This window comes from Pseudomonas marginalis (assembly GCF_900105325.1).
GTDB lineage: Bacteria > Pseudomonadota > Gammaproteobacteria > Pseudomonadales > Pseudomonadaceae > Aquipseudomonas > Aquipseudomonas marginalis.
The window spans coordinates 166,130-188,194 of the sequence record NZ_FNSU01000001.1 but is presented as its reverse complement, the minus strand read 5'-3'; the positions used below and the strand labels follow the sequence as shown (position 1 = coordinate 188,194).

Sequence of the window (22,065 nt, the reverse complement as noted above, 5' to 3'; positions counted from 1 at the left end):
AAGGATATGAATATGGAATTGACGGAAGAAGAAATGCGGCGGGCGCTATTCGGTATATCTGAGTCACCTGCGCTAGCGACTAACGCACACACGCAAGCCGTCATGGATGTCGTGGTGATGGAACCAAAAAAAGCAGCGAAAAAAAAGTACGTCTCGAAAGGCTTTACTCCCAAGCTGATAGTTACGCTGCGCGTCGGAAATGAATTTGAAGGCAAGATGCACACGATAGTACATGAGGCTAATACGCTGAGCTCTCTACTTGCGGAGCAAGAAGCTACTAAGCTGGCCAAAAAGAAATTTAGGTTCGTGGAGTTAGTATCGATCAAGTTGATGTAGGTGGGGATGATGAATATTATTGGTACCAATGCGCGAACAGCTCCGGATTCTCTCTTCGAACAAGACGCAGCCGATGCTCCGCTTGACGTATAGAGATTCGATACTTGCTCTTCATCCATTTGAGCAGGCGCGATTGCAACGCGCTCCACAATGGATAGTTGAAGTTTCTGTACCAGAATTTACCGTAGTATTCGATCCATCCTCGAATCACAGCGTTGTACCTACGAGAAAAATCCCTCAGGTCATCCGTAGTGGATCGATGGATGCGCCAGTGTTTGATCGTGTCTACCATCCTGCGCTTCGCCTTCATCGACGCTCCCGGCATGCACTTACGAAAGAGTTCGCCCTCCAGGCGCTTAAGCCAAAGGCAGAAGCCGTTACGCTCCCAGTACAAAATCTTCACCCGGTTGCGTGGCTTGTTGAGGAAAACGAAAAGTACCGGGTCGAACACGGCAACTTTGATATCCAGTTCGACCAAGGCAGCCAGACCATCGATGGGTTTTCGAAAGTCCACAGGTTGGGGATAGAGGTACACTTTTTCGACTTTGGCGTCGGGGCGCATCATGGCAAACGGGCTCCTGAGAGAATCGGGAGCACAGCATCGAGCATCAGATAAGCGCTTGGAATGTGGGGTTCATGGAGCGCTTACATTAGATCGATTCGAGCATACGGAGACGCACCCGCGATTCATGATCTTTCATTGGCACCTGAACTCAATGGGTATAAATCATAGCGTCTCGATCATGGATAGCTATTTTAGGATGCGAGATTTCTCGGCAAAAAATTTAAATCGTAAGAATCTTGAAATTGAGAAAATATCTATATTACTCCCTCCTGAAGTTGCAAGCGGACGCGGATGGATCCTAGATGAGTTTGTAGAGGCTGTCATTGAAAATGAAGATTGAGAGCCGTCCCACATACATAATATACAAGACACTTATGCATTCTTATAGGCATCTACTTTCAGATGCTGTCGAATCGACTACCCCCGTTCAAATAGTCATATTAAAAATCTTGCTTCTTCCTGTCGAAACAGTAGCCTTATCCCAACACCCAAAAAAGGGTGACAAGTAAATTAGAGCAAAAAGTAAACTTCAGACTATTAAAAACCAACTAGCACCTATAAAAAAATTAATGACGGATTACGAGCAAGCGGCAACACTCAAATTCAAAAAAAACAATCCCGGCACATTATTTTCTTGACTTTTTTCCGTTACCGCGTCACCTCTGAAAATCTCCGACGTAGCGCGATGTCGCAAGTCAGTAGAGCTATTATGACATCAGCCATCTTGACAAATTTATCACCGTAATTTAATTGGAACCTAGCAGAAGCACGTGGAGGAAACTAGCATGCGACTCAACCAAATCGTACGAGGATTGGGTGTGCACATTACGCTCAAAGCTATTGGCCTTTGGCAATGGTACCGGAATAGTGAAGGCGCACCTCCATTTCGACCACCGCCTTGTACACAAAGTGGATTTTATTCGGCGAATTTAAGCATCTCCTTCACCACAAAAATAGTCAATCGTGTGTAAACAGAAGAACATTCAATAAGACCACACAGGCTCGCGCAGGTGATGGCATTAGAACGATGTGCCACAGAAGCGATTACAAAAGCCTAGCAAAAACTTTTACGCATGAACGATATTCCAAGATCAATGAGGTAAACTTATGACCCGTATTTTGACCATTGAGGATGACGCGGTAACAGCTCGCGAGATTGTCGCCGAGCTGTGCAGCCATGGGCTGGATGTAGATTGGGTGGACAACGGCCGTGAAGGCTTAGTCCGTGCCCTAACCGGTGATTACGACCTGATCACCCTCGACCGGATGCTACCGGAACTTGATGGCCTGGCCATCGTGACCACATTGCGCACTATTGGCGTATCGACGCCGGTTCTTATGATCAGTGCTCTTTCCGATGTGGACGAACGCGTACTCGGCTTGCGTGCTGGTGGTGATGACTACCTCACCAAGCCTTTCGCGTCCGATGAAATGGCCGCCCGTGTCGAAGTTCTACTGCGGCGTAAAATTACGGCCCAGAGATTCGAAACCTCCCTCCGCATCGCCGACCTGGAGCTCGACCTAATCAGACGCGAAGGCCGCCGAGGCGGCAAATCGATAAGCTTACTGCCCGCTGAATATAAACTGCTGGAGTTTTTAATGCGCAACTCCGGACAGGTCCTCACGCGCATGATGATTTTCGAGGAAGTATGGGGATATCACTTCGACCCGGGCACCAATTTGATAGATGTGCACATTGGTCGCCTGCGCAAAAAAATCGACCCACCAGGTCTCACACCACTGATACGTACCGTACGAGGCTCCGGCTATGTCATTGCTGAACCCCTCTAAAGGCTGGCGCTCCTCCAGCAGCCGCCTGCTAGCACTATACAGTTCGTTATTCGTGGCCTGGAGTTGCATATTGATGGGGGTCCTATATTACGAAGTATCGGTTTATCTGAGCGATCTTTCACGCAATTCTCTGTTACAACGCCAGCATATGTTCCAACGTTTTGGCGGTGATGAGTTGGTAGAGGCTTTAACGACCAGCATGACGCTCGATATGAAGGGCGTGGGTGTAGATGCCTTTGGCCTGTTCGACGCGCAATTACATCCATTGAGCGGGCCAATCCATTCAATTCCGCCTGACCTGCCGTTGGATGGCAAAATTCACACTTTGAGCAACTGCATTTACTCCTTCGATCCTCAACTACCGAAGAAACGCTGCGACGCAGTGGCCACTCGCAACGATGACGGCCGTTGGCTGGTTCTGGTGCGTGTAAACGGTTCGTTGTTTGCCGTAACACGAATCATCTGGCAAGCACTGTTATGGGCACTATCACTAACGATCATCCCTGGTGCTCTAGGATGGCATTTATTACGTAGACGCCCATTGCGTCGGATTCGCGAAATCCAAGCCAGCGCCGAAACCATCGTAGCGGGAGACCTCACCCACCGACTGCCCTTATCCCATCGACGCGATGAATTGGACATGCTAGCGGCAATCGTCAATGCCATGCTCGACCGCATCGAAAAATTAATGACCGAAGTCAAGGGAGTATGCGATAGCATCGCCCATGACCTGCGCACACCTCTCACACGCCTGCGCGCCCACCTTTATCGCATCAGGCAGGAGGCTGAGGAGGACTCAGCCTACAGGGTTCAACTGGACAATGCGATCGCCGAAACCGACGCCCTTATGGCGCGCTTTCGCGGTCTGTTGCGCATATCGGAACTAGAAGATCACCAGCGCCGGTCCGGCTTTCAAACTATGGATCCATTGCCATTGCTTCGCGAGCTGCACGACTTCTACCAACCCTTGGCTGAGGAACACGAACTGGATCTGGTACTGGAGGTAGACGAATCACTGCCGTGGATCACCAGTGATCGCGCGTTGTTATTCGAGGCGTTAGCTAACCTGCTGAGTAACTCGATCAAGTTCAGCCCGCCGGGCGGCGAAGTGATGGTGCGCGGACTCAATAATGCCGGCAGCACCCGTATCGAAGTACACGATTCCGGCCCAGGCATACCTGAGTCTGAGCGCGCTGCAGTGTTCCAGCGTTTTTATCGTCTGGATGAAAGTGATCAGAAAGGCGGGTTCGGATTGGGTCTATCAATCGTGGCAGCGATCATCAACCTGCATGGGTTCAAGCTGGATGTGGGTAGCAGTTCGCTTGGCGGCGCCAAATTGGTCCTAGATTGTCGTCAGCAGGTGCCTGAATAACGCAACAGAAATAAATTCGGAGTAGTTGATCGGGCGGGCTCGTCACGCGCGGGTGCAAAGCCATCAGTTGGCCTTTCAGTATAAGCGGATGGTGAACACGTTCGGCGAAACAATCCCTAGAGTGGGTGGTCTGAAAGCATCTTAACCTAGCTCTTACCCTCCAAGCGTTAGCTAATAGTGGCCTTGGGCGGCTGAGCAGGACGTGATCAGCGTCGCCCTATAGCGGCGGCGGAGATTTTGAGCAAAACCCAACGAACCCATAAGGCGCTTGAAATCGTACAAGTAGAGTAGGTTATTTCGCGAATAGACCACTGGGTGACTTTATTGCTCCGTTACGAAACAGCTCTCAATTGAATTTAGTAGAAGTGTGAAAAACATAGCAGTGCCAATGTAACGGTCACGAAACCGCCTATCTTGGTCGAGACCTGTGCCGTAGCTATCAAATTCAGACGCCGTCCGACTGTTAGGCTCTGTACGAAATCATCCGAAACTCATTTGAACCCAGCAAGCGTCGGGAGGCAGTAAAGTCCGAGTCCATCAACGGCAGGAGCCCACGATGGCCAAATGGTACGAACTCCCCGACGCAGCCTGGGATTTGGTTGCAGACATCTTCAATGAACCCCACCGTAACGGACGCCCACGGGCAGATGATCGGCTGATGCTCAACGGCGTGCTCTGGGTGCTCTGCTCGGGTGCTGCCTGGCGCGACATGCCCGAACGCTTCGGCCCATGGTCAACGGTTTATCAACGCTTTCGTGACTGGCGCAATCTCGGGACGTTCGACCAGATGCTCAAGCGGCTTCACATCAAGTTGAACGAGCAAGGGTTAATTGATCTGGAGACATGGATGATTGACTCCACGGCGGTACGCGCAACCCGGGCCTCTGCTGGTGCTGGGAAAAAAGGGGGCCTGAAGAACCGCAAGACCACGCCCTCGGTCGAAGCCGGGGCGGCGTGACGACGAAGATCCATATGCTGTGCGATGCCAATGGCGTACCGCTAAACTTTCTACTGTCAGGTGGGCAAGCCAGCGACATCAGCTATGCGCAACCGCTGCTGGATAACGCTTATATCCCGAGTTTGCGCGGTCGCCCCCGCAAGCGCTGTCGCTGGTTGCTGGCTGATAAGGGCTATGACGCCGAAGCGTTGCGTCGCTACTGCGACCGTTACCGGATGCAGCCGGTATCCCGCTACGCACGATGAAGCGCAAACCTAAACCGGCAGCGCAACATCATCGAGCGCATGTTCGGCTGGTTGAAGGAGAACCGTCGCATCGTTACGCGCTTCGACAAACTCGCAAAAAGTTATGCGGCAATGGTCTCACTGGCTTGTGCCATGCGGTGTTTGAGACAGTATTTTTCGTACAGAGCCTAAGAACAAGGACGGCAAACAAGACCCCGAAATGCACCAAACCAAGAAAGGGAATCAGTACTTTTTTTGCTATGAATGCGCCATCGGCGTCGACGCCGAACTGGGCTTGGTGCATAGCCTGGTGGGCACGGTGGCCAATGTGGCTGACGTGACACAGGTTCATCAGTTGCTGCACGGTGAGGAAACTTACGTGTTTGGCGGCGCCGGTTACACCAACGTAGACAAAAGTCCCCAGCATCAGGATCGTAAGATGATATGGTCGATTGCCGCCCGACCAAGCAGCTATAAAAAGAACGGAAGAAAGAGTCTGATCGGGTGCATGCGCCGCAAGATCGAATACGCGAAAGCGCAGGTGCGGGCTAAAGTTGAGCACCCGTTTCGCGTGATAAAGCTCCGGACTGATGAAAAACACAGATCAGTTGACCACGCTGTTCGCTCTATCAAACCTCTGGATGGCTCGAAAACAGTTGATGGGTATGGGCGAGGTGTGCCTGTAATGCGGTTCAATCTCCCTGAAACAGCGCGTTCAGGAAAAGGAGCCGTGAATTAACGACAAGAAGGTCTGTTTTTCGACCGACTCATGATTTTTTGAACCTCAAGTAGTGAGGGTATCAAAAAACGGTGGGTATTTTTGACCTTCCTTAAAAAAGAAACGGGCCAGATCCTTCCCGCCTCACTCGTAGCATTAGACATTTTTCTGCGTTCGTATTCTTCCTCCGTATAAAGGGTTAACGATACTTTAGTCACCAAGCTTATAGCGCATCAATACTCATAAGTTCGATGCTGTTTTATGCACCCAATAGTCACGGCCAATTAAGCCGATTTTAAATGCACTCTCTTTCCTCTGCCGAAGCAGCTAAAAAGTTATTACTCGACAGAATTTGCTTGCATGTGTGTGGGGGGGAGGGCAGTTAGTCAGCCCCCCCCGCCACAAGTAACTAAGACGAACTCGGAGACACGCAACCCCTAGCCAGGCATGCAGTCAAAGTCTTGCGTCGCCGCGACTTCCTTACCGTGCCCATCCTGCAACGTAGCACGCAGTGCAGTACCAAGGCTCGACTCCAAAAGGGTATAATGCTCACCAGCGTTAAAATGCTTGTAATCGATATGAGCCTGGCACTCCTGGTTGTTGTCGTCACCTGGCTCTTGCTCGAACAATGTCACATCCAAACGATGATTACCAGGCGGTACTTCAAAGAAGCGACCATCATCTATACGCCTGCCGTCCACGCGCTCTGCCATCAGGCTATTAGGCGCTTCTTCTTTTAACCCTATCCACGCTTCACTCGGGTCAGCCTTCGGAATCGGGCTAGCGCAAGCCGATAACAGCAAAACAGCACCTAACACAGGGATAAAAAACTGTGGTTTCATGATAAGTCTCCAGAGTCAATTTAGACAAAGAGTCCGACGGGAGAGATATTGAAGAGCCATCCTCTGCAAGACAAATGAATGCATATGAAATGGCTTTAATTTTTAAGTTAAATATTCGTTCACGCCAATGAAAGTTTCTTGTTAGTTGGAGTGGGTAATCTGTCGGTGTTTGCAATCCTGCTCCCTCGGAGGTTCACGCATGCTCGGGCTGGTAAAGACCGCACTGCAAAAGCCGTACACGTTTATCGTGTTGGCCATATTCATCTGCATCATCGGGCCGATGGCGGCCCTGCGAACCCCCACCGACGTGTTTCCCGATATCGGCATCCCTGTGGTCGCTGTGGTCTGGCAGTACAACGGCCTGTCACCGGACGCCATGGCCGGCCGGGTGATCTACACCTATGAACGCTCCCTGAGTACCACCGTCAACGACATCGAACATATTGAATCGCAATCCCTGCCCGGCATGGGCATCGTGAAGATTTTCTTCCAGCCCGGCGTCGACATCCGCACCGCCAACGCCCAAGTGACCGCCGTGTCACAAACCGTGCTCAAGCAGATGCCACCGGGCATCACGCCGCCGCTGATCCTCAACTACAGCGCCTCCACGGTGCCGATCCTGCAAATGGCGTTCTCCAGCCCCACGCTGTCGGAAGCCAAAATTCGCGACCTGGTGCAGAACAATATCCGCCTGCCCCTCAGCGCCCTGCCCGGCCTGGCCATGCCCACGCCGATGGGTGGCAAGCAGCGGCAGATCACCCTCGACCTCGACCCCCAGGCGTTGGCGGCCAAAGGCTTGTCGGCCCAGGATGTGGGCAATGCCCTGGCGCTGCAGAACCAGATCATCCCGGTGGGCACCGCCAAACTCGGCCCCAATGAATACACGATCCTGCTCAACAACAGCCCCAAGGCCATCGATGAGCTCAACGACCTGCCGATCAAGACCGTCGACGGCGCGCTGATCACCATCGGCCAGGTCGCCCACGTGCGCGACGGTTCACCGCCGCAGACCAACATCGTGCGCGTCGACGGCCATCGCGCGGTGCTGATGCCAGCGTTGAAAAACGGCAGCATTTCCACCCTGTCGATCATCGACGGTATCCGCCAGATGCTGCCGCGCATCAACGAAACCCTGCCGCCGTCATTGAAGACCTCGTTGCTGGGCGACGCCTCGGTATTCGTCAAGCAATCGGTGGGCAGCGTGGCCCAGGAAGGCATCATCGCCGCGCTGCTGACCAGTGCGATGATCCTGCTGTTCCTCGGCAGCTGGCGCTCCACGATCATTATCGCGGCGTCAATTCCCCTGGCGGTGCTGTCGGCCATTGCGTTGCTGGCGGTCAGCGGGCAGACCCTCAACGTCATGACCCTCGGCGGGCTGGCGTTGGCGGTGGGGATCCTGGTGGACGACGCCACGGTGACCATCGAAAACATCAACTGGCACCTGGAACAAGGCAAGGCGGTGAAGACCGCGATCCTCGACGGCGCCGCGCAAATTGTCGGCCCGGCGTTCGTCTCGCTGCTGTGCATCTGCATCGTGTTCGTGCCGATGTTCCTGCTGCAAGGCATCGCCGGTTATCTGTTCCGGCCGATGGCGCTGGCGGTGATCTTCGCCATGGCCAGCTCATTCATTCTTTCGCGCACCCTGGTGCCGACGCTGGCGATGTTCCTGCTCAAGCCGCACACGCCGGAGCCAGGCGTGGGGCACCATCCCGAAGATGCATTCATCAACCACCATGAGGGCGAGCAGCACCCGAAACCGCGCAATGCCGCACTGCAAGCGGTGCTGAATTTCCAGCAGGGTTTCGAGCGTCACTTCTCGAATATCCGCGACACCTACCACGGCCTGCTGACCTTGGCCCTGGGCAATCGCAAGGGTTTTATCGTCGGTTTCCTGGCCTGTGTGCTCGCCTCATTCCTGCTGTTGCCCAGCCTGGGCCAGGACTTCTTCCCGGCGACGGATGCCGGCGCGCTGGCCCTGCATGTGCGCCTGCCGCTGGGCACGCGCATCGAAGAAAGCGCCGCCGCCTTCGACCGCATCGAAGCGCGGATCCGTGAAGTGATCCCCGCCGAAGAGCTGGACACCATCGTCGATAACATTGGCATTCCGCTCAGCGGCATCGACATGGCCTACAGCAGCAGCGGCACCATCGGCCCGCAGGATGGCGACATCCAGGTCAGCCTGAAAAAGGGCCATGCGCCCACCGCCGACTACGTGAAGAAACTGCGTGAAGCGCTGCCGCAGAGCTTCCCTGGCAGCCACTTTGCGTTCCTGCCGGCGGACATCAGCAGCCAGATCCTCAACTTCGGTGCGCCGGCGCCGCTGGACGTAAAAATCTCCGGGCGCAGCGATGCAGAAAACCGCGCCTATGCCGTCGAGTTGGAACGTCGCCTGCAACACGTGCCCGGTATCGCCGACCTGCGCATCCAGCAGTCCACCGGCTACCCGTCGCTGCAGGTGAATGTCGACCGCATGCGCGCCAACGGCCTGGGCATCACCGAGCGGGACGTGACCAACAGCATGGTGGCGTCGCTGGCCGGCAGTTCGCAGACCGCGCCGACCTTCTGGCTCAACCCGGCCAACGGCGTGTCCTATTCCATTGTCGCCGCCACCCCGCAATACCGCCTCGACAGCCTGCCGTCACTGGAAGCGCTGCCCGTCACCGGTGCCGATGGGCAGTCGCAGATCCTCGGCGGCGTGGCAACCATCTCCCGCGTGCAAAGCCCGGCGGTGGTGACCCACTACAACATCGAACCGACCCTGGACCTGTACGCCAACGTGCAGGGCCGCGACCTCGGCGGCGTAGCCCGCGACGTGCAAAAGGTGCTGGATGACACCGCGCATCTGCGCCCCAAAGGCGCGACGATCAGCCTGCACGGGCAGATCGATGCGCTGCATGAAGCCTTCAGCGGCCTGAGCCTTGGCCTGCTGGGTGCGGTGGTGCTGATCTACCTGCTGATCGTGGTCAACTTCCAGTCGTGGGCCGACCCATTCGTCATCATCACCGCGTTGCCGGCGGCGCTCGCAGGCATCGTGTGGATGCTGTTCCTCAGCGGCACCTCCTTGTCGGTGCCGGCACTCACCGGCGCCATCCTGTGCATGGGCGTCGCCACGGCCAACTCGATCCTGGTGGTGAGCTTCTGCCGTGAGCGCCTGGCCGAACATGGTGATGCGTTGAAAGCCGCCATGGAGGCCGGTTACACGCGCTTCCGCCCGGTGTGCATGACCGCCCTGGCGATGATCATCGGTATGTTGCCCCTGGCGATTTCCGAGGAGCAGAACGCCCCGCTCGGGCGCGCCGTCATCGGCGGTTTGATCTTCGCCACCCTCGCCACATTGTTGTTTGTTCCCGTGGTCTTCAGCCTGGTCCACGGTCGTCACCCTACTCGCGCAGTTGCAGGAGAAACCCCACATGTCGTCTGATCACAAACCCTCGCGCAAGCGTCTGATGCTCATGGGTGTCGGCGGCCTGACCCTGGCCGCCCTGTTGGTCGCCAACGGCCTGCATGCCCGTACGCTGCACGAACAATCGGTCACGGCCTGGACCGAGACCGCCGCCATCCCGCACGTGATGGTGTTCCAGCCCAGGCAGAATGTGGCCGGCGATACCTTGCGCCTGCCGGCGCACCTGGAAGCCTGGAGCAAGGCGCCGATCCACGCCAGGGTCAGCGGTTACCTGAAGGATTGGAAAGTCGATATCGGCAGCCACGTCAACGCCGGGCAAGTCCTCGCGGAAATCGACAGCCCCGACCTTGATCAACAGTTGGCGCAGACCCATGCACGCCTGGTGCAGGAACAGGCCAACGCACGCCTGGCCGAAACCACCGCCACGCGCTGGCAAAACCTGCTGGCCAGCCATTCGGTATCGCGCCAGGAGGCGGATGAAAAAACCTCCAATGCCGCTGCCGCCAAGGCCAACGCCGAGGCCGCCGCTGCCGACTACGCCCGGCTGTCGGCGCTGGAAAGCTACAAGACCCTTCGCGCCCCGTTCGCCGGCACCATCACCGCGCGCAACACCGATATCGGCCAGCTGATCAAGGCCGACACCGACAGCGATCCGGAACTGTTCAACATTGCCGACACCCATCAATTGCGCCTCTATGTACCGGTGCCGCAGAACTACGCAGCGGTCATCCATCCCGGCCTTGAAGCCGAGCTGACCGTGCCCGAGCACCCCGGCAAGCATTTCAAGGCGCGCCTGATCGGTGACTCCACCGCCATCGACCGCCGCTCCGGCACCCTGCTCGCCCAGTTCGTCGCCGACAACCCCGACGGCGAACTGCTGCCCGGTGATTATGCCGAAGCCACCTTGCCGATTCCGGCCGATACCCATGGTGTGAGTATCCCGGCCAGCGCGCTGATCTTCCGCGCCCAGGGCACCCAGGTGGCGGTGTTGGACGGGCAGAACCATGTGCACCTGCAGGCCATCCATATCGGCCTCGACCTGGGCGAACGCCTGGTGATCGACCAGGGCTTGAAACCCACCGACCGCATCGTCGACAACCCGCCCGATGCCCTGCGCGAAGGTGATCCCGTGCAACTCGCCGATGCCTCCGGAGGTGCGCATGCGCATAAGGCTTAAACCGCTCGCCGCATTGACGCTGCTGGTCTTGCAGGGTTGCTCGATGGCGCCGACCTACAAGGTGCCGGCGATCGACCTGCCGGCCAACTACCGCGAACAGACCAGCGATGGGCCCTGGCACAGCGCCCAGCCCTCCGACCAACTGGCGCCCGAATGGTGGAAGCTCTACAACGATTCGCGCCTGAATGACCTGCAACAGCAGCTGCTCAAGGCCAACCCGGACCTGGCGGCGGCGCTGGCGCACTTCGACGCTTCCCAGGCGTATGCCAGCCAACTGCACGCAGGCCTGTTCCCGCAGATCAGCGCCAGCGCGCAACCGCTGCGCCAGCGGCAATCGGATTCGCGACCGTTGCGGGGGGATACGCAACCGTCGGTGTACAACAGCAACATCGCGGGCTTTTCGTTGAGCTATGACCTGGACCTGTGGGGCAAAATCCGCAACCAGGTCGCGGCCGGCGATGCCCAGGCGCAAGCGTCCGGGGATGACCTGGCGGTGGCACGCCTGAGTTTGCAGCGTCAGTTGGCGACCTTGTACGTGCAGCTCAATGGGCTGGATGCACAGAGCCGGATTCTCACTCGCTCGCTGGATGATTTCAGCCAGGCATTGCAATTGACCCGCAGCCGCTACGAGGGCCAGATAGCCTCGGAGCTGGACCTGACCCGTGCGCAAAATCAACTGGCGCAGGCCAGGGCGCAATTGGATGAAGTGCGTGGGCAACGCAACCTCACCGAGCACGCCATCGGCGAGTTGGTGGGTGTGGCAGCCAGCGACTTTACCTTGCCGCCCGGCCAGCAACTGATCGCCCTGCCGGGAATTCCGTCGCAGTTGCCAAGCCACCTGTTGCAACGTCGCCCGGATATTGCAGCGGCAGAGCGACGGGTGTTTGCGGCCAACGCAAATATCGGCGTGGCCAAGGCGGCGTGGTATCCGGACTTCAGCTTGACCGGGTTGATTGGCGGGCAGACACAGGGCGTCGGCAATCTGCTGTCGGCGGGTAATCGGTATTGGGCACTGGGCCCGTTGGTGAACCTGCCGATTTTCGACGGTGGCCGCTTGAGCGCCAATGAACGCCAGGCCAAGGCCGAGTTTGAAGAGGCGTCGGCGCAGTACCGTAGCCAGGTGCTGAAGGCCGTGCGCGAGGTGGAAGATAACTTGGCGCAACTACGGGATTTGCAGCAGGAAGCGCAGGATGAACAGGCGGCGGCGGATGCGGCGCAACACACGCAATCGCTGGCGATGAACAGCTATCAGGCGGGGGCGGTGAGTTACCTGGATGTGGTGACCGCGCAGACCGCGGCGTTGCAGGCGCAGCGGACATTGCAGGCGGTGCAGACGCGGCAGTTGCAGGCCAGTGTAGGACTCGTGACCGCATTGGGCGGTGGCTGGCAACCCGGCGCCTAAGCCACCGCGTTAAGCATGGGAACTGGCCTGACTAGTCATCGTCAGTCGCTGACAATTCAGCAATCAGACGTGAGAAATCCGACCACTGTCTTTGGTTCAAGAGCGGTCACCGAGGAGAAACCCGCTCGCTCACTGAAAAATTAATGATGAGCCGCGCATAGAACCTGCGGGTGTAACCCTGACTTTGACGCCACCGATAATTTCGCGTGGGTCTTAGCGGCGGAGTGGTATGTAGTTGTAGGTCATGCAGGGTAACGGTAGGAGGGCATATTGCACGTCGGAGGGTGGTTTATTAATAGGGCATTGAGTGCATCTTGCATGTACCTGCTGAGGACAGCGCTTTCGATCAAGACCGTGTTTTGGCTCGGTTCGCCCTCGTCGTCTATATCTAAGGAAACTCCGAACAAGTCGGCAGATGTGCTGAAATACGCCTGACTTCGTTATTCGAGTCACCCATGAGCCAGATGAGCGTTTTCGACTTCGAGTACACAGGCACGAGCAAGCAGACACGCCGCGAACGCTTCTTGGCCGAAATGGATCAGGTCGTGCCTTGGAGTGGCTTGCTGGGGCTCATTGAGCCGTTCTACCCGAAGGCCGGTGGCGGCCGAAAACCTTATCCGCTGAAAACCATACTACATATTCATCTGTTGCAGAACTGATCCTTCCTGAGCGATTCCACCATGGAAGAAACTTACGAAATCACCCCCATGCGCCAGTTTGCGCGCTTGACCCTGAGCGCGCCAATCCCCGAAAACGCCACGATAATGAACTTCCGTCACCTCTTTGAGAAACATGAGTTGGCGCGGGTGATCCTGGCGGTCATCAACAGTTATTGCAAGTAAAGGGTTTCTCTCTCGCCAAGGCATCATCGTCGATGCGACGATTATTCATGCTCCCAGTTCGACCAAGAACGAAGAAGCAAAGCGAGATCCCTAGATGCATCAAACCAAGAAAGGTAACGAATGCTTTTTCGGGATGAAGGCTCATGTCGGTACCGTTGTTAAGTCGGATCTGGTTCTCCATGCCCATGGCGCCGCCGCCAATGTAGCCGACGTCACCCAGATTGCAGAACTGCTGCATGGAGAGGAAAACGCCGGGTATGTAGACGCGGATACACAGATATCGAGAGGCGGGAAGAGCATAAAAATCGTGAGGTGATCTGGCAGACCGCTGCCCGGCACAGCACCTATTCCAAGCTGAGCAAGCGCAGCTTGCCGTACAAAGCCAAGCGTAAAAAGTCGAGTACCTCAAAGCCCAGACACAGGCCAAAGTCGAACACCCATTTGGGGTGATCAAACGTCAGTTTGGTTATGTGAAGTACGCTTTCCTGGACTGATGAAAAACACCGCTCAATTGACCACGCTGTTTGCTTTGTCTAACCTGGGGATGGCTCGAAAAAGCTGATGGATATGGGTTAGTACGCATGTAACACGGAGAAATAGGATGACAAGTTCGCCAAGGCGGCGCGTACGGGATATTTCGCGGTCAATGGTGCCGAACTCAGCGGGAGTTTCAACTTGCCGCACGGTTGCGGCAAGTTGGTCGAAGTCTTCTTAGGCTATCTGCCATAAGACAAAACAGTGGGTGCATGCATACCCGTTCAGAAACGGACCAAGGAACATCTTAATTGTTGAATGGTCGCAGTGGTTCTTTCGCGATGATATCCCTCACGCCAGATTTCTGGGCAATCTACTTGTTCATGAAGCGCCGGGGTCGCCAAGACCTTGATTTAGTAGATTTCCTAGCTGATCGATTTGTGGAATTTGCTCGACGCAGTGAGCAGCGCTCTGGAGAAAGACTAATACGGCCAACCGTCACGTGCGCGAGCGCTACGTCAGCCTGGGGCAGCCAGGATGTGCGAGATGCAGGCAGGGTGTTTGCTGACTTTAGTGAAGCTGAAGGGCGCGACCTTGAACTGGTTAAGTAATCTTGGACACCGATTAAGATTCACGCCGCCAACCTTTCCTTCACGACCGGCGACCGGTAGTCTTTGTAGCTATGAGGCCTGCTGTTGTAGCGCGAGACATAGCACTGCACGTCTGCTCGGGCCTCATGTTACAATTTGTAGCCGGTTTCAGGCACCCACTTTGATTTAAAATTGCCAAAGAAACGCTCCATCGGGGCATTGTCCCAGCACTCGCCTTTACGGCTCATACTCTGCCTAACCCCCTGCTTCAGCAGCTCGTTACGGAGTCTATGACTGGTGTACTGACAACCCTGTCAGAATGAAACAACACATCCTGGGGATGGCCGCGTAGCTCAACCGCTTGCCGACTTTGATGTAAGTCACGTCGCCGCACCAAACCTGATTAACCGCCGTCACATCAAATTTCCGCTTGAGCACGTGCGGCACCACCAAGGCCTCCACGCCCGGCGACTTGTACTTATGGCGCCTGCGCTGACGACTGGAGATGCCAGCTTCGCGCATCAAACTGCGAGCCATATAACGTCCTATACGATGCCTTGCTTCCTGGACAAAGTACGCGCACCCGCCGACTCTCTTGAGGTCTTGTGGTGCCTGACCAGCGCGGCTTTGAGCGTTTCCCGCTCAGGATTTGCTTTGCCCTGGCGCTGACGTCAGGCGTAGAAACTGCTGCGGTTGACCCCAAACGCCCGGCAACACCTTTTAACGCCGTACTGCTCGTCCAGATCATCGATCAGCGTGAATGATCGTTGGCGTCCAAAAGCAGGAGAGCACTAGCCTTTTTTTTGGCTATCGATATCCAAGTCTTTCTCTCTGAGCAGAGCTTTGAGCCTCTGGACTTCTCGCTGATCAGCGGTAATCGCCTTCGCCCCCCGCCGGAGTCGATCCCAAGCGTTCTTTTTGCACTTGATCGACCCAGCAGCGCAGAGCAGTGGGGCCGATATCCAGGCTGGCACAGACTTCGGTAACCGGCTGATCTTCATCCAGCACCATGCTGGCAGCCTTGAGCTTGAACTCACTCAAATAAGATTTACGCATAGCAAAACGCCTTAGATTTGGGCGCTATCATAGCGCCCGATTGAAGCGTCCAAAATCATTACGCCAGTTCACCTTGGCAGCTATTTGATTTGTAAAATCAAGGCCCTCGGAGTCTACCAAGTGCCGCGCGCTATCTAAGTAGGGCTAGCCCCCTCAAATCGATTCAACCGGAAGTTCATTGTCGATTCCACTATAAGGTATCGTTTACATCCTGACGCGGCAGGTTGGTCATATTTGGCCGTGTTGCTGGATTTCCAAGCTCGCAAGGCCGTCCGGTGGTCAGCAGAGAAGGAGCTTTCACTGGAGGCATTGCTCATGAGGGTATGGCGTAGTAAACCTAGAACCAGAGTAATCGTGCATTCGGGCAGGTATTCTGGGTTGGAATATACGCTGGCGTTGCAACAGGGAATTCCTCGATAGGTAGATCAGATAAACCGATACGTCGTAATACAGAATCCTCTCAAGATGCAGCTCCACGCCATGAATAACGAACTGTATAGGGCCAGCCAGCAGGCGGCCGCAGCAGGAGCGCTAGCCTTTAAATTACATAGCCGAAGCCTCGTACCGTGCGTATCAGCGATGTGAGACCCGGCGGGTCGATTTTTTTGCGCAGACGATCGATGTGTACATCTATCAGATTGGTGCCCGGGTCGAAGTGATATCCCCATACTTCCTCGAAAATCATCATGCGCGTGAGGACCTGCCCGGAGTTGCGCATCAAAAACTCCAACAGTTTATATTCAGTGGGCAGTAAGCTTATCGATTGGTCGCCTCTGCGGGCTTCGCGGCTGATCAGGTCAAGTTCCAGGTCGGCGATGCGGAGGGTGGTTTCGAATCTATGAGCCATTCTCTCGCGGCGCAGCAGCACTTCGACGCGGGCGGCCATTTCATCAGACGCGAAAGGCTTGGTGAGGTAGTCATCACCACCAGCACGCAGGCCGCGTACACGTTCGTCCACATCGCAAAGGGCGCTGATCATCAGGACCGGCGTCAGCACGCCAATGGTGCGCATTGTGGTCAAGATGACTAGGCCGTCGATTTCTGGTAGCGTACGGTCGAGTGTGATAAGGTCGTAATCACCACTCACGGCCCGACCTAAGCCTTCACGGCCATTGTCCACCCAATCCACGTCCAGTCCATGGTTGCTGAGTTCGGTGACTATTTCTTGAGCTGTTACCGTGTCATCCTCAATGGTCAAAATACGGGTCATATGTTCACCTGGTAAGAGAATCACTAAAAGTGAAGACATTTTGCCAAGAAAACGCTGAGTGTTGACTAAATAAAACTTTATACATTTATGCTGACGTGATCACCCAAGCATTCGATCTAACTCGGCATTCAGATACCGATATCTGGGAGATCTTATTCCCCCTGTACTATGCATGAAGTTAGATGATAATCACATTTATCAGGCTTGATCTATTTCCTATATTTATACCATCGAGGGACTAAGAGTTGCTTTTGGTGGTAGGCGGACATCTGTATCGTCGCTCCCTGGTTTGCAAGGGCGGCAACCTCTACCGAAATCGATATTTCAAATGGTTTCATACAACCTATATCGGTACCTGAAAAATGAAGGCAATGTGATATGAAAGTCGAGTGTATTGGCCTTTGGTCTGGCGCGAGCACGGGCTAAGTATCGAGGGGAAGCTCGGGGTGAGCAACAAAATGTACGGCACTTGTCATGGGTTACGTCTGGTGGTATCCAAACCATGACAGAAGCTAGGCTCTATACGAAAATACTGTCTCAAACACCGCATGGCACAAGCCAGTGAGACCATTGCCGCATAACTTTTTGCGAGTTTGTCGAAGCGCGTAACGATGCGACGGTTCTCCTTCAACCAGCCGAACATGCGCTCGATGATGTTGCGCTGCCGGTTTAGGTTTGCGCTTCATCGTGCGTAGCGGGATACCGGCTGCATCCGGTAACGGTCGCAGTAGCGACGCAACGCTTCGGCGTCATAGCCCTTATCAGCCAGCAACCAGCGACAGCGCTTGCGGGGGCGACCGCGCAAACTCGGGATATAAGCGTTATCCAGCAGCGGTTGCGCATAGCTGATGTCGCTGGCTTGCCCACCTGACAGTAGAAAGTTTAGCGGTACGCCATTGGCATCGCACAGCATATGGATCTTCGTCGTCACGCCGCCCCGGCTTCGACCGAGGGCGTGGTCTTGCGGTTCTTCAGGCCCCCTTTTTTCCCAGCACCAGCAGAGGCCCGGGTTGCGCGTACCGCCGTGGAGTCAATCATCCATGTCTCCAGATCAATTAACCCTTGCTCGTTCAACTTGATGTGAAGCCGCTTGAGCATCTGGTCGAACGTCCCGAGATTGCGCCAGTCACGAAAGCGTTGATAAACCGTTGACCATGGGCCGAAGCGTTCGGGCATGTCGCGCCAGGCAGCACCCGAGCAGAGCACCCAGAGCACGCCGTTGAGCATCAGCCGATCATCTGCCCGTGGGCGTCCGTTACGGTGGGGTTCATTGAAGATGTCTGCAACCAAATCCCAGGCTGCGTCGGGGAGTTCGTACCATTTGGCCATCGTGGGCTCCTGCCGTTGATGGACTCGGACTTTACTGCCTCCCGACGCTTGCTGGGTTCAAATGAGTTTCGGATGATTTCGTACAGAGCCTAGGACATCGCAGCCTGACGAACCTATGACGGATGGTGTTCGCTCTGTAAAATCAGAATAAAGCCTCGTCTAAAGTGCCTCAGAAAGTCTCTGCTCCTTATAGGATCTCGCTTGTGAATCCATCAAGCGCTTTTAAACGCCATGCTGCGTTCGCCGATGTTCTCTCTCATTTTAAAAAATGATAAACATCTATAACTTTCTTTTCACTTGGTTCATGTGTGCGGGATTTGTATATTGAACCTGCACACACAAAACTTGCACATGCAAGAAGGAGTTATTACAATGTCACACACCATCCGCATTGCTGGCGCATTGGTACTATCTTCTTTTATCTTTGCGCCTTTGGCCATGGCCGAAGAGTCACCGGCCTTTGTTGCCCGAGCGATAGCCCATGAAAAACAGGTGGAACAGCAGCAACTGGCTTACGAGAACGCTAAGCAGGATAGCCTTAAAGCTCTCCAAGCCTCGGCGGTTCCGGGACAGTCGGTCAAGGGCAGCCATACATGAGCGGCCTCTCTACAACGCCAATTGATGCCATAAAGCCGCTTTAATTAGCGGCTTTCTTATCATTAGCATTGCGTAGAGTTTAGAAGTACCTCTGGATATCATTCCCCCATTAGTCATGCTGTTGCTGGCCGAAAAATGGCCAACTTCGCTGAGCCACATCTTCTGCTACGCGATAGCTGATAAAATTATTCATGTCAGTTCATCCTCCAAGTAACTATGGTTCCTGATGCCACAGTTCCAATGGCCTTTCATGCTACCGAGCTCACAATTTTACCGAATATGGAAGTAGCCTCATTCAGTTAGTTTTCTAGAATGTTGCTCAGGTTCATGCTTCCGCATTAGGTTGTTATTACAACCGCCACCGACGGGAGTGCTATACATGTTGCCGGAGCTACTCATGGTCACCAATGACGTTGCCGGAGGAAGCAATATTGATGAGATTAGATGAAAACGCTAACGCACTGTTCAATCTGCACTTGGTCCAGTCGCTAAAATGGTAAGTTTCATGTTGTGCTCCGATCACTTTTTCATTGGAGGTCTGTACTGCCGAAGAAGGTCTGGCCACGAGGTTGGCAGCATGAATGCGGGCGCCAGAGCGCCCATGTGCACGGTCAGATGGTGTTTGTCGTCGATAGCTGTTTGTACGTTGTAGCCAGCTTCAACACCTGAGATGATCGAAGATGAGACAGCAGACGAAGTTGATTCCACCTATCTGTGCTTTATTAGTCGTGGCAGCGACAGCCAGGCGTCTGACTACTTTATCTCTGCACTAGGTTGTGCATGACGATGGTCTGGTTGATACACCGGTCGCGGTAGGAATGGCAGTCACCTGCCACCCCCCGCACAGATCCGTACGTGCGGAATTACCGCATACGGCTCCTGCCTTGGGTTTTGTCGCCGAAGCGGGTTATGGGATGCGGATGCATTGGTAGCTCTCTTGGATAGGGTATGAATAGCCGGGCCAATGTAGCCATGCGCTCCCAGTTCAGACGGTGCCGCTGACTTCGCCGTTTAAGAGCATGCCTCCACGCACCGATTACTTCACGGCGAAAGGCATCCAGTCGCCGTGTGTTACCGGGTACGTGATAGTAGTTGCAGTAACCTTTAAACAGACGGCTCAACCATTGTCAGATTACCGGGACGGGCTCATGCCTGCGCTTGTGTAACTGCGCCCGTATCTCCCTGATTGTCGTTCTCATGCGCTTGGCGATGGTCACGCGTCTAACCACAAACATCCCGTTCTTGGTTTTGTCACAGATATGCGTGAACCCGAGAAAATCGAAAGTTTCCGGTTTTCCTTCCCCGCGCTTCTTGTGATCTTCGATCGCGAACCAGCCAAACCGTAGCAAACGTGTTTTCTCTGGATGCAGTGTCAGGTTGAACTGGGCTAGTCGAGCCTCCAACGCCTGGCGAAAACTCCATGCATCTTCATGCTTTTCAAATCCAAGCACACTGTCGTCTGCGTATCGCACAGCAATCATCTGACCTCGTGCAGTACGCTCGCGCCATTGCCTGATCCACAAGTCCGTCACGTAGTGCAGGTAGATGTTGGCAAGCAACGGTGAAATGGGCGCGCCTTGCGGCGTACCCTGCTTCGCAGGAATGCGCTTTCCATTTTCGAGAACACCTGTGCGCAGCCATCGAACTATCAGCGCTAACATTCGCCTATCCGCAATTCGGTGTTGCAGGAAGCACATCATCCATTCGTGATCGATGGTGTCAAAGAACGCTCGAATATCCACGTCCAATATCCAACGAACACGCGAATTCTGTATTCCTACCGATAACGCATCCAATGCATCGTGTTGCCCTCGACCTGGGCGAAAACCATACGAGAGTCCGAGAAAGTTCTGCTTATAAATTGCGTTGAGCACTTGCACGACTGCGGTCTGGACGATCTTGTCTTCCAGTGCGGTTACGCCCAGCGGGCGTTCGCTACCATCTGCCTTTGGAATAAACACCCGCCGGACAGGCTGGGCGCGATAGCGGCCACTATGCACTTTGTCGTGTAAGGCTGTCAGCCTTGTGAGCAGACCTTGCTCGTAGTCTCGCCACGATAGACCATCCACACCACTGACCGCGTCTCGTTTGAGATTGTAGAAACTCTCGTGCAATAGCTCGACCGTCACGTGGTGCAGCAAGCTCGTGAACTTTACCCGGCGATCTCGCCGAGCTGCTTGACGTACAGAGAGCAACCCTGACAACGCACTTGTCCGGCTCTGCGTCCGGGATGCGGAAGGCTGTTCACTGTTCCCCTTGGCTAACTCCCTTTCCTCCATCACCTCCGCCGAGGCAAGCCCGTTGTTCGGCAACTTCTCAGGTACTACGGAGTTATCCGACTTCTCATCCGCGTAGACAGCAGGCTTTTGGCTTGTGACCTTTCCTGCCCCGTCTGGCTTGTCACGACCAGACACGGACGAGATCTCCCAGCTTCCGTACAGTTGACTTCCCAGCATGCTCAGGGTCTACGACCGCGCAGGGCGTGAAACATGGCTTGCGATTATCGTCATGCACACTGTGGCCTTCCGCTTCGCATAACAGCGTCGGCGCCCTGGATTCATGATTTCGCGGCTCAATGGCTGGCCTGCTGGTTTCCCCTGCCAACGCTTCGCCGTACACCTCACGGTGCACAACGCATGACTCGGGGTCGAGGTGTTTCGCCATAACTTCTCTCGTAGGGACTTTCACCCTTTATCAACTGCCAGCTTGGCTGGCGCACTAAGCGCTCCATGAACCCCACATTCAAAGCGCTTAGCTGATCCCGGATGCTGTGCTCCCGATTCCCTCAGGAGCCAGCCCGCCATGATGCGACCCGATGCTAAAGTCGAAAAAGTCTATCTCTACCCCAAGCCCGTCGACTTTCGAAAATCCATTGATGGCCTGGCGGCGCTGGTCGAACTGGATATCAAAGTCGCGGTATTCGACCCTGTGCTTTTCGTCTTCCTCAACAAGCCACGCAACCGCGTGAAGATTTTGTATTGGGAACGCAACGGCTTCTGCCTCTGGCTCAAGCGCCTCGAATCCGAACGATTTAAAACATCGCCCAATGCCAACGATGAAGCGATCATCCTGACCGTCCAGGAATTGAACTGGCTACTTGATGGTTTTGATCTGTGGCACAACCGTCCTCATCAGGTTTTGACGCCTCAATACGTGGCCTGATTCGGTATAATCCAGGG

Annotated in this window: 17 protein-coding genes and 5 pseudogenes; 14 read left to right on the top strand and 8 right to left on the bottom strand. The window is 55.0% G+C overall.

The features are described from left to right. Positions 1-6: 6 nt before the first annotated feature. Entirely contained in the window at positions 7-336 is a 330-nt protein-coding gene (locus tag BLW22_RS00965; protein WP_074843764.1) for a hypothetical protein, read from the top strand. Between the two features lie 16 nt (positions 337-352). On the opposite strand, the gene tnpB (BLW22_RS35165) is transcribed toward BLW22_RS00965, so the two are convergent. Then, positions 353-901: an IS66 family insertion sequence element accessory protein TnpB gene (tnpB, locus tag BLW22_RS35165; RefSeq protein ID WP_074843762.1), complete on the bottom strand. Its 549-nt coding sequence runs from the start codon at positions 899-901 to the stop codon at positions 353-355. Positions 902-1,079: 178 nt separating this feature from the next. Here tnpB (BLW22_RS35165) and BLW22_RS34805 point away from each other — a divergent pair, with 178 nt between their 5' ends. The 5 genes and pseudogenes from BLW22_RS34805 to BLW22_RS00935 form a co-directional block, all read left to right on the top strand. Continuing rightward, positions 1,080-1,241: a hypothetical protein gene (locus tag BLW22_RS34805; RefSeq protein WP_159440228.1), complete on the top strand. Its 162-nt coding sequence runs from the start codon at positions 1,080-1,082 to the stop codon at positions 1,239-1,241. 767 nt (positions 1,242-2,008) lie between these two features. Continuing rightward, on the top strand, positions 2,009-2,692 hold the full coding sequence (locus BLW22_RS00955; RefSeq protein WP_074843760.1) for a response regulator transcription factor: 684 nt from the start codon (positions 2,009-2,011) through the stop codon (positions 2,690-2,692). Then, positions 2,670-4,064, top strand: coding sequence for a sensor histidine kinase (locus BLW22_RS00950; protein ID WP_074843757.1), 1,395 nt, complete (start codon positions 2,670-2,672; stop codon positions 4,062-4,064). Before BLW22_RS00955 ends, BLW22_RS00950 begins: the two co-directional genes overlap by 23 nt. A gap of 556 nt (positions 4,065-4,620) precedes the next feature. Then, positions 4,621-5,438: pseudogene (locus BLW22_RS34000) on the top strand (IS5 family transposase). Continuing rightward, positions 5,437-5,932, top strand: a pseudogene (locus BLW22_RS00935) (transposase); the annotation flags it as partial. The pseudogenes BLW22_RS34000 and BLW22_RS00935, both read left to right, overlap by 2 nt. 469 nt (positions 5,933-6,401) lie before the next feature. Here BLW22_RS00935 and BLW22_RS00930 read toward each other — a convergent pair. After that, positions 6,402-6,806 carry a PA0061/PA0062 family lipoprotein gene (locus tag BLW22_RS00930; RefSeq protein ID WP_074843755.1) on the bottom strand — a complete coding sequence of 135 codons (405 nt, stop codon included), beginning with the start codon at positions 6,804-6,806 and terminating at the stop codon, positions 6,402-6,404. A gap of 199 nt (positions 6,807-7,005) precedes the next feature. On the opposite strand from BLW22_RS00930, the gene BLW22_RS00925 reads away from it, so the two are divergent. Genes BLW22_RS00925 through BLW22_RS00915 form a run of 3 tightly spaced genes read left to right on the top strand, consistent with a single transcriptional unit; the run spans position 7,006 to position 12,788 of the window. Further along, a complete protein-coding gene (locus BLW22_RS00925) occupies positions 7,006-10,227 on the top strand; it encodes an efflux RND transporter permease subunit (RefSeq protein WP_065927020.1) in 3,222 nt (1,073 codons plus the stop codon). Continuing rightward, positions 10,217-11,386 carry an efflux RND transporter periplasmic adaptor subunit gene (locus BLW22_RS00920; RefSeq protein WP_074843753.1) on the top strand — a complete coding sequence of 390 codons (1,170 nt, stop codon included), beginning with the start codon at positions 10,217-10,219 and terminating at the stop codon, positions 11,384-11,386. The genes BLW22_RS00925 and BLW22_RS00920 overlap by 11 nt, the downstream gene beginning before the upstream one ends. Further along, entirely contained in the window at positions 11,370-12,788 is a 1,419-nt protein-coding gene (locus tag BLW22_RS00915; RefSeq protein WP_074843751.1) for an efflux transporter outer membrane subunit, read from the top strand. The genes BLW22_RS00920 and BLW22_RS00915 overlap by 17 nt, the downstream gene beginning before the upstream one ends. Before the next feature lie 242 nt (positions 12,789-13,030). On the opposite strand, the gene BLW22_RS35765 is transcribed toward BLW22_RS00915, so the two are convergent. Then, on the bottom strand, positions 13,031-13,195 hold the full coding sequence (locus tag BLW22_RS35765; RefSeq protein WP_413038038.1) for a metallopeptidase TldD-related protein: 165 nt from the start codon (positions 13,193-13,195) through the stop codon (positions 13,031-13,033). Positions 13,196-13,243: 48 nt separating this feature from the next. Between BLW22_RS35765 and BLW22_RS00910 the strand changes: the two are divergent. Further along, positions 13,244-14,192: pseudogene (locus BLW22_RS00910) on the top strand (IS5 family transposase). 790 nt (positions 14,193-14,982) lie between these two features. On the opposite strand, the gene BLW22_RS35155 reads toward BLW22_RS00910, so the two are convergent. Then, positions 14,983-15,231 carry a hypothetical protein gene (locus BLW22_RS35155; RefSeq protein WP_235865546.1) on the bottom strand — a complete coding sequence of 83 codons (249 nt, stop codon included), beginning with the start codon at positions 15,229-15,231 and terminating at the stop codon, positions 14,983-14,985. Between the two features lie 71 nt (positions 15,232-15,302). On the opposite strand from BLW22_RS35155, the gene BLW22_RS35150 reads away from it, so the two are divergent. Further along, positions 15,303-15,458 carry a hypothetical protein gene (locus tag BLW22_RS35150; RefSeq protein ID WP_235865545.1) on the top strand — a complete coding sequence of 52 codons (156 nt, stop codon included), beginning with the start codon at positions 15,303-15,305 and terminating at the stop codon, positions 15,456-15,458. A 103-nt stretch (positions 15,459-15,561) separates the two neighbouring features. On the opposite strand, the gene BLW22_RS35145 is transcribed toward BLW22_RS35150, so the two are convergent. Next, positions 15,562-15,750: an IS3 family transposase gene (locus BLW22_RS35145; protein WP_074843749.1), complete on the bottom strand. Its 189-nt coding sequence runs from the start codon at positions 15,748-15,750 to the stop codon at positions 15,562-15,564. Between the two features lie 222 nt (positions 15,751-15,972). Here BLW22_RS35145 and BLW22_RS35760 point away from each other — a divergent pair. Next, positions 15,973-16,125: pseudogene (locus BLW22_RS35760) on the top strand (IS3 family transposase); the annotation flags it as partial. A gap of 163 nt (positions 16,126-16,288) precedes the next feature. Here the strand turns inward: BLW22_RS35760 and BLW22_RS00895 are convergent. Further along, positions 16,289-16,960 carry a response regulator transcription factor gene (locus BLW22_RS00895; protein ID WP_074843747.1) on the bottom strand — a complete coding sequence of 224 codons (672 nt, stop codon included), beginning with the start codon at positions 16,958-16,960 and terminating at the stop codon, positions 16,289-16,291. A gap of 472 nt (positions 16,961-17,432) precedes the next feature. Beyond that, positions 17,433-18,289: pseudogene (locus BLW22_RS33995) on the bottom strand (IS5 family transposase). Between the two features lie 372 nt (positions 18,290-18,661). Here BLW22_RS33995 and BLW22_RS00880 point away from each other — a divergent pair. Then, on the top strand, positions 18,662-18,886 hold the full coding sequence (locus BLW22_RS00880) for a hypothetical protein (RefSeq protein WP_074843743.1): 225 nt from the start codon (positions 18,662-18,664) through the stop codon (positions 18,884-18,886). A gap of 1,127 nt (positions 18,887-20,013) precedes the next feature. Here the strand turns inward: BLW22_RS00880 and ltrA are convergent. Then, the gene (gene ltrA, locus BLW22_RS00875) at positions 20,014-21,300 is read right to left on the bottom strand and encodes a group II intron reverse transcriptase/maturase (protein ID WP_346428858.1); all 1,287 of its coding nucleotides are present in this window, start codon (positions 21,298-21,300) and stop codon (positions 20,014-20,016) included. 388 nt (positions 21,301-21,688) lie between these two features. Between ltrA and tnpB (BLW22_RS00870) the strand changes: the two genes are divergently transcribed. Beyond that, positions 21,689-22,048 (top strand): IS66 family insertion sequence element accessory protein TnpB, encoded by a 360-nt coding sequence (gene tnpB / locus BLW22_RS00870; RefSeq protein ID WP_074843742.1) that lies wholly within the window; start codon positions 21,689-21,691, stop codon positions 22,046-22,048. Positions 22,049-22,065 lie beyond the last annotated feature (17 nt).

Bases quoted from the DNA above. Each gene is read 5' to 3' on its own strand.
- BLW22_RS00965 (WP_074843764.1), top strand. From the start codon at position 7: ATGAATATGGAATTGACGGAAGAAGAAATGCGGCGGGCGCTATTCGGT.
- tnpB (WP_074843762.1), bottom strand. From the start codon at position 901: ATGATGCGCCCCGACGCCAAAGTCGAAAAAGTGTACCTCTATCCCCAA.
- BLW22_RS34805 (WP_159440228.1), top strand. From the start codon at position 1,080: ATGGATAGCTATTTTAGGATGCGAGATTTCTCGGCAAAAAATTTAAAT.
- BLW22_RS00955 (WP_074843760.1), top strand. From the start codon at position 2,009: ATGACCCGTATTTTGACCATTGAGGATGACGCGGTAACAGCTCGCGAG.
- BLW22_RS00950 (WP_074843757.1), top strand. From the start codon at position 2,670: ATGTCATTGCTGAACCCCTCTAAAGGCTGGCGCTCCTCCAGCAGCCGC.
- BLW22_RS00930 (WP_074843755.1), bottom strand. From the start codon at position 6,806: ATGAAACCACAGTTTTTTATCCCTGTGTTAGGTGCTGTTTTGCTGTTA.
- BLW22_RS00925 (WP_065927020.1), top strand. From the start codon at position 7,006: ATGCTCGGGCTGGTAAAGACCGCACTGCAAAAGCCGTACACGTTTATC.
- BLW22_RS00920 (WP_074843753.1), top strand. From the start codon at position 10,217: ATGTCGTCTGATCACAAACCCTCGCGCAAGCGTCTGATGCTCATGGGT.
- BLW22_RS00915 (WP_074843751.1), top strand. From the start codon at position 11,370: ATGCGCATAAGGCTTAAACCGCTCGCCGCATTGACGCTGCTGGTCTTG.
- BLW22_RS35155 (WP_235865546.1), bottom strand. From the start codon at position 15,231: ATGGCTCGCAGTTTGATGCGCGAAGCTGGCATCTCCAGTCGTCAGCGC.
- BLW22_RS35145 (WP_074843749.1), bottom strand. From the start codon at position 15,750: ATGCGTAAATCTTATTTGAGTGAGTTCAAGCTCAAGGCTGCCAGCATG.
- BLW22_RS00895 (WP_074843747.1), bottom strand. From the start codon at position 16,960: ATGACCCGTATTTTGACCATTGAGGATGACACGGTAACAGCTCAAGAA.
- BLW22_RS00880 (WP_074843743.1), top strand. From the start codon at position 18,662: ATGTCACACACCATCCGCATTGCTGGCGCATTGGTACTATCTTCTTTT.
- tnpB (WP_074843742.1), top strand. From the start codon at position 21,689: ATGATGCGACCCGATGCTAAAGTCGAAAAAGTCTATCTCTACCCCAAG.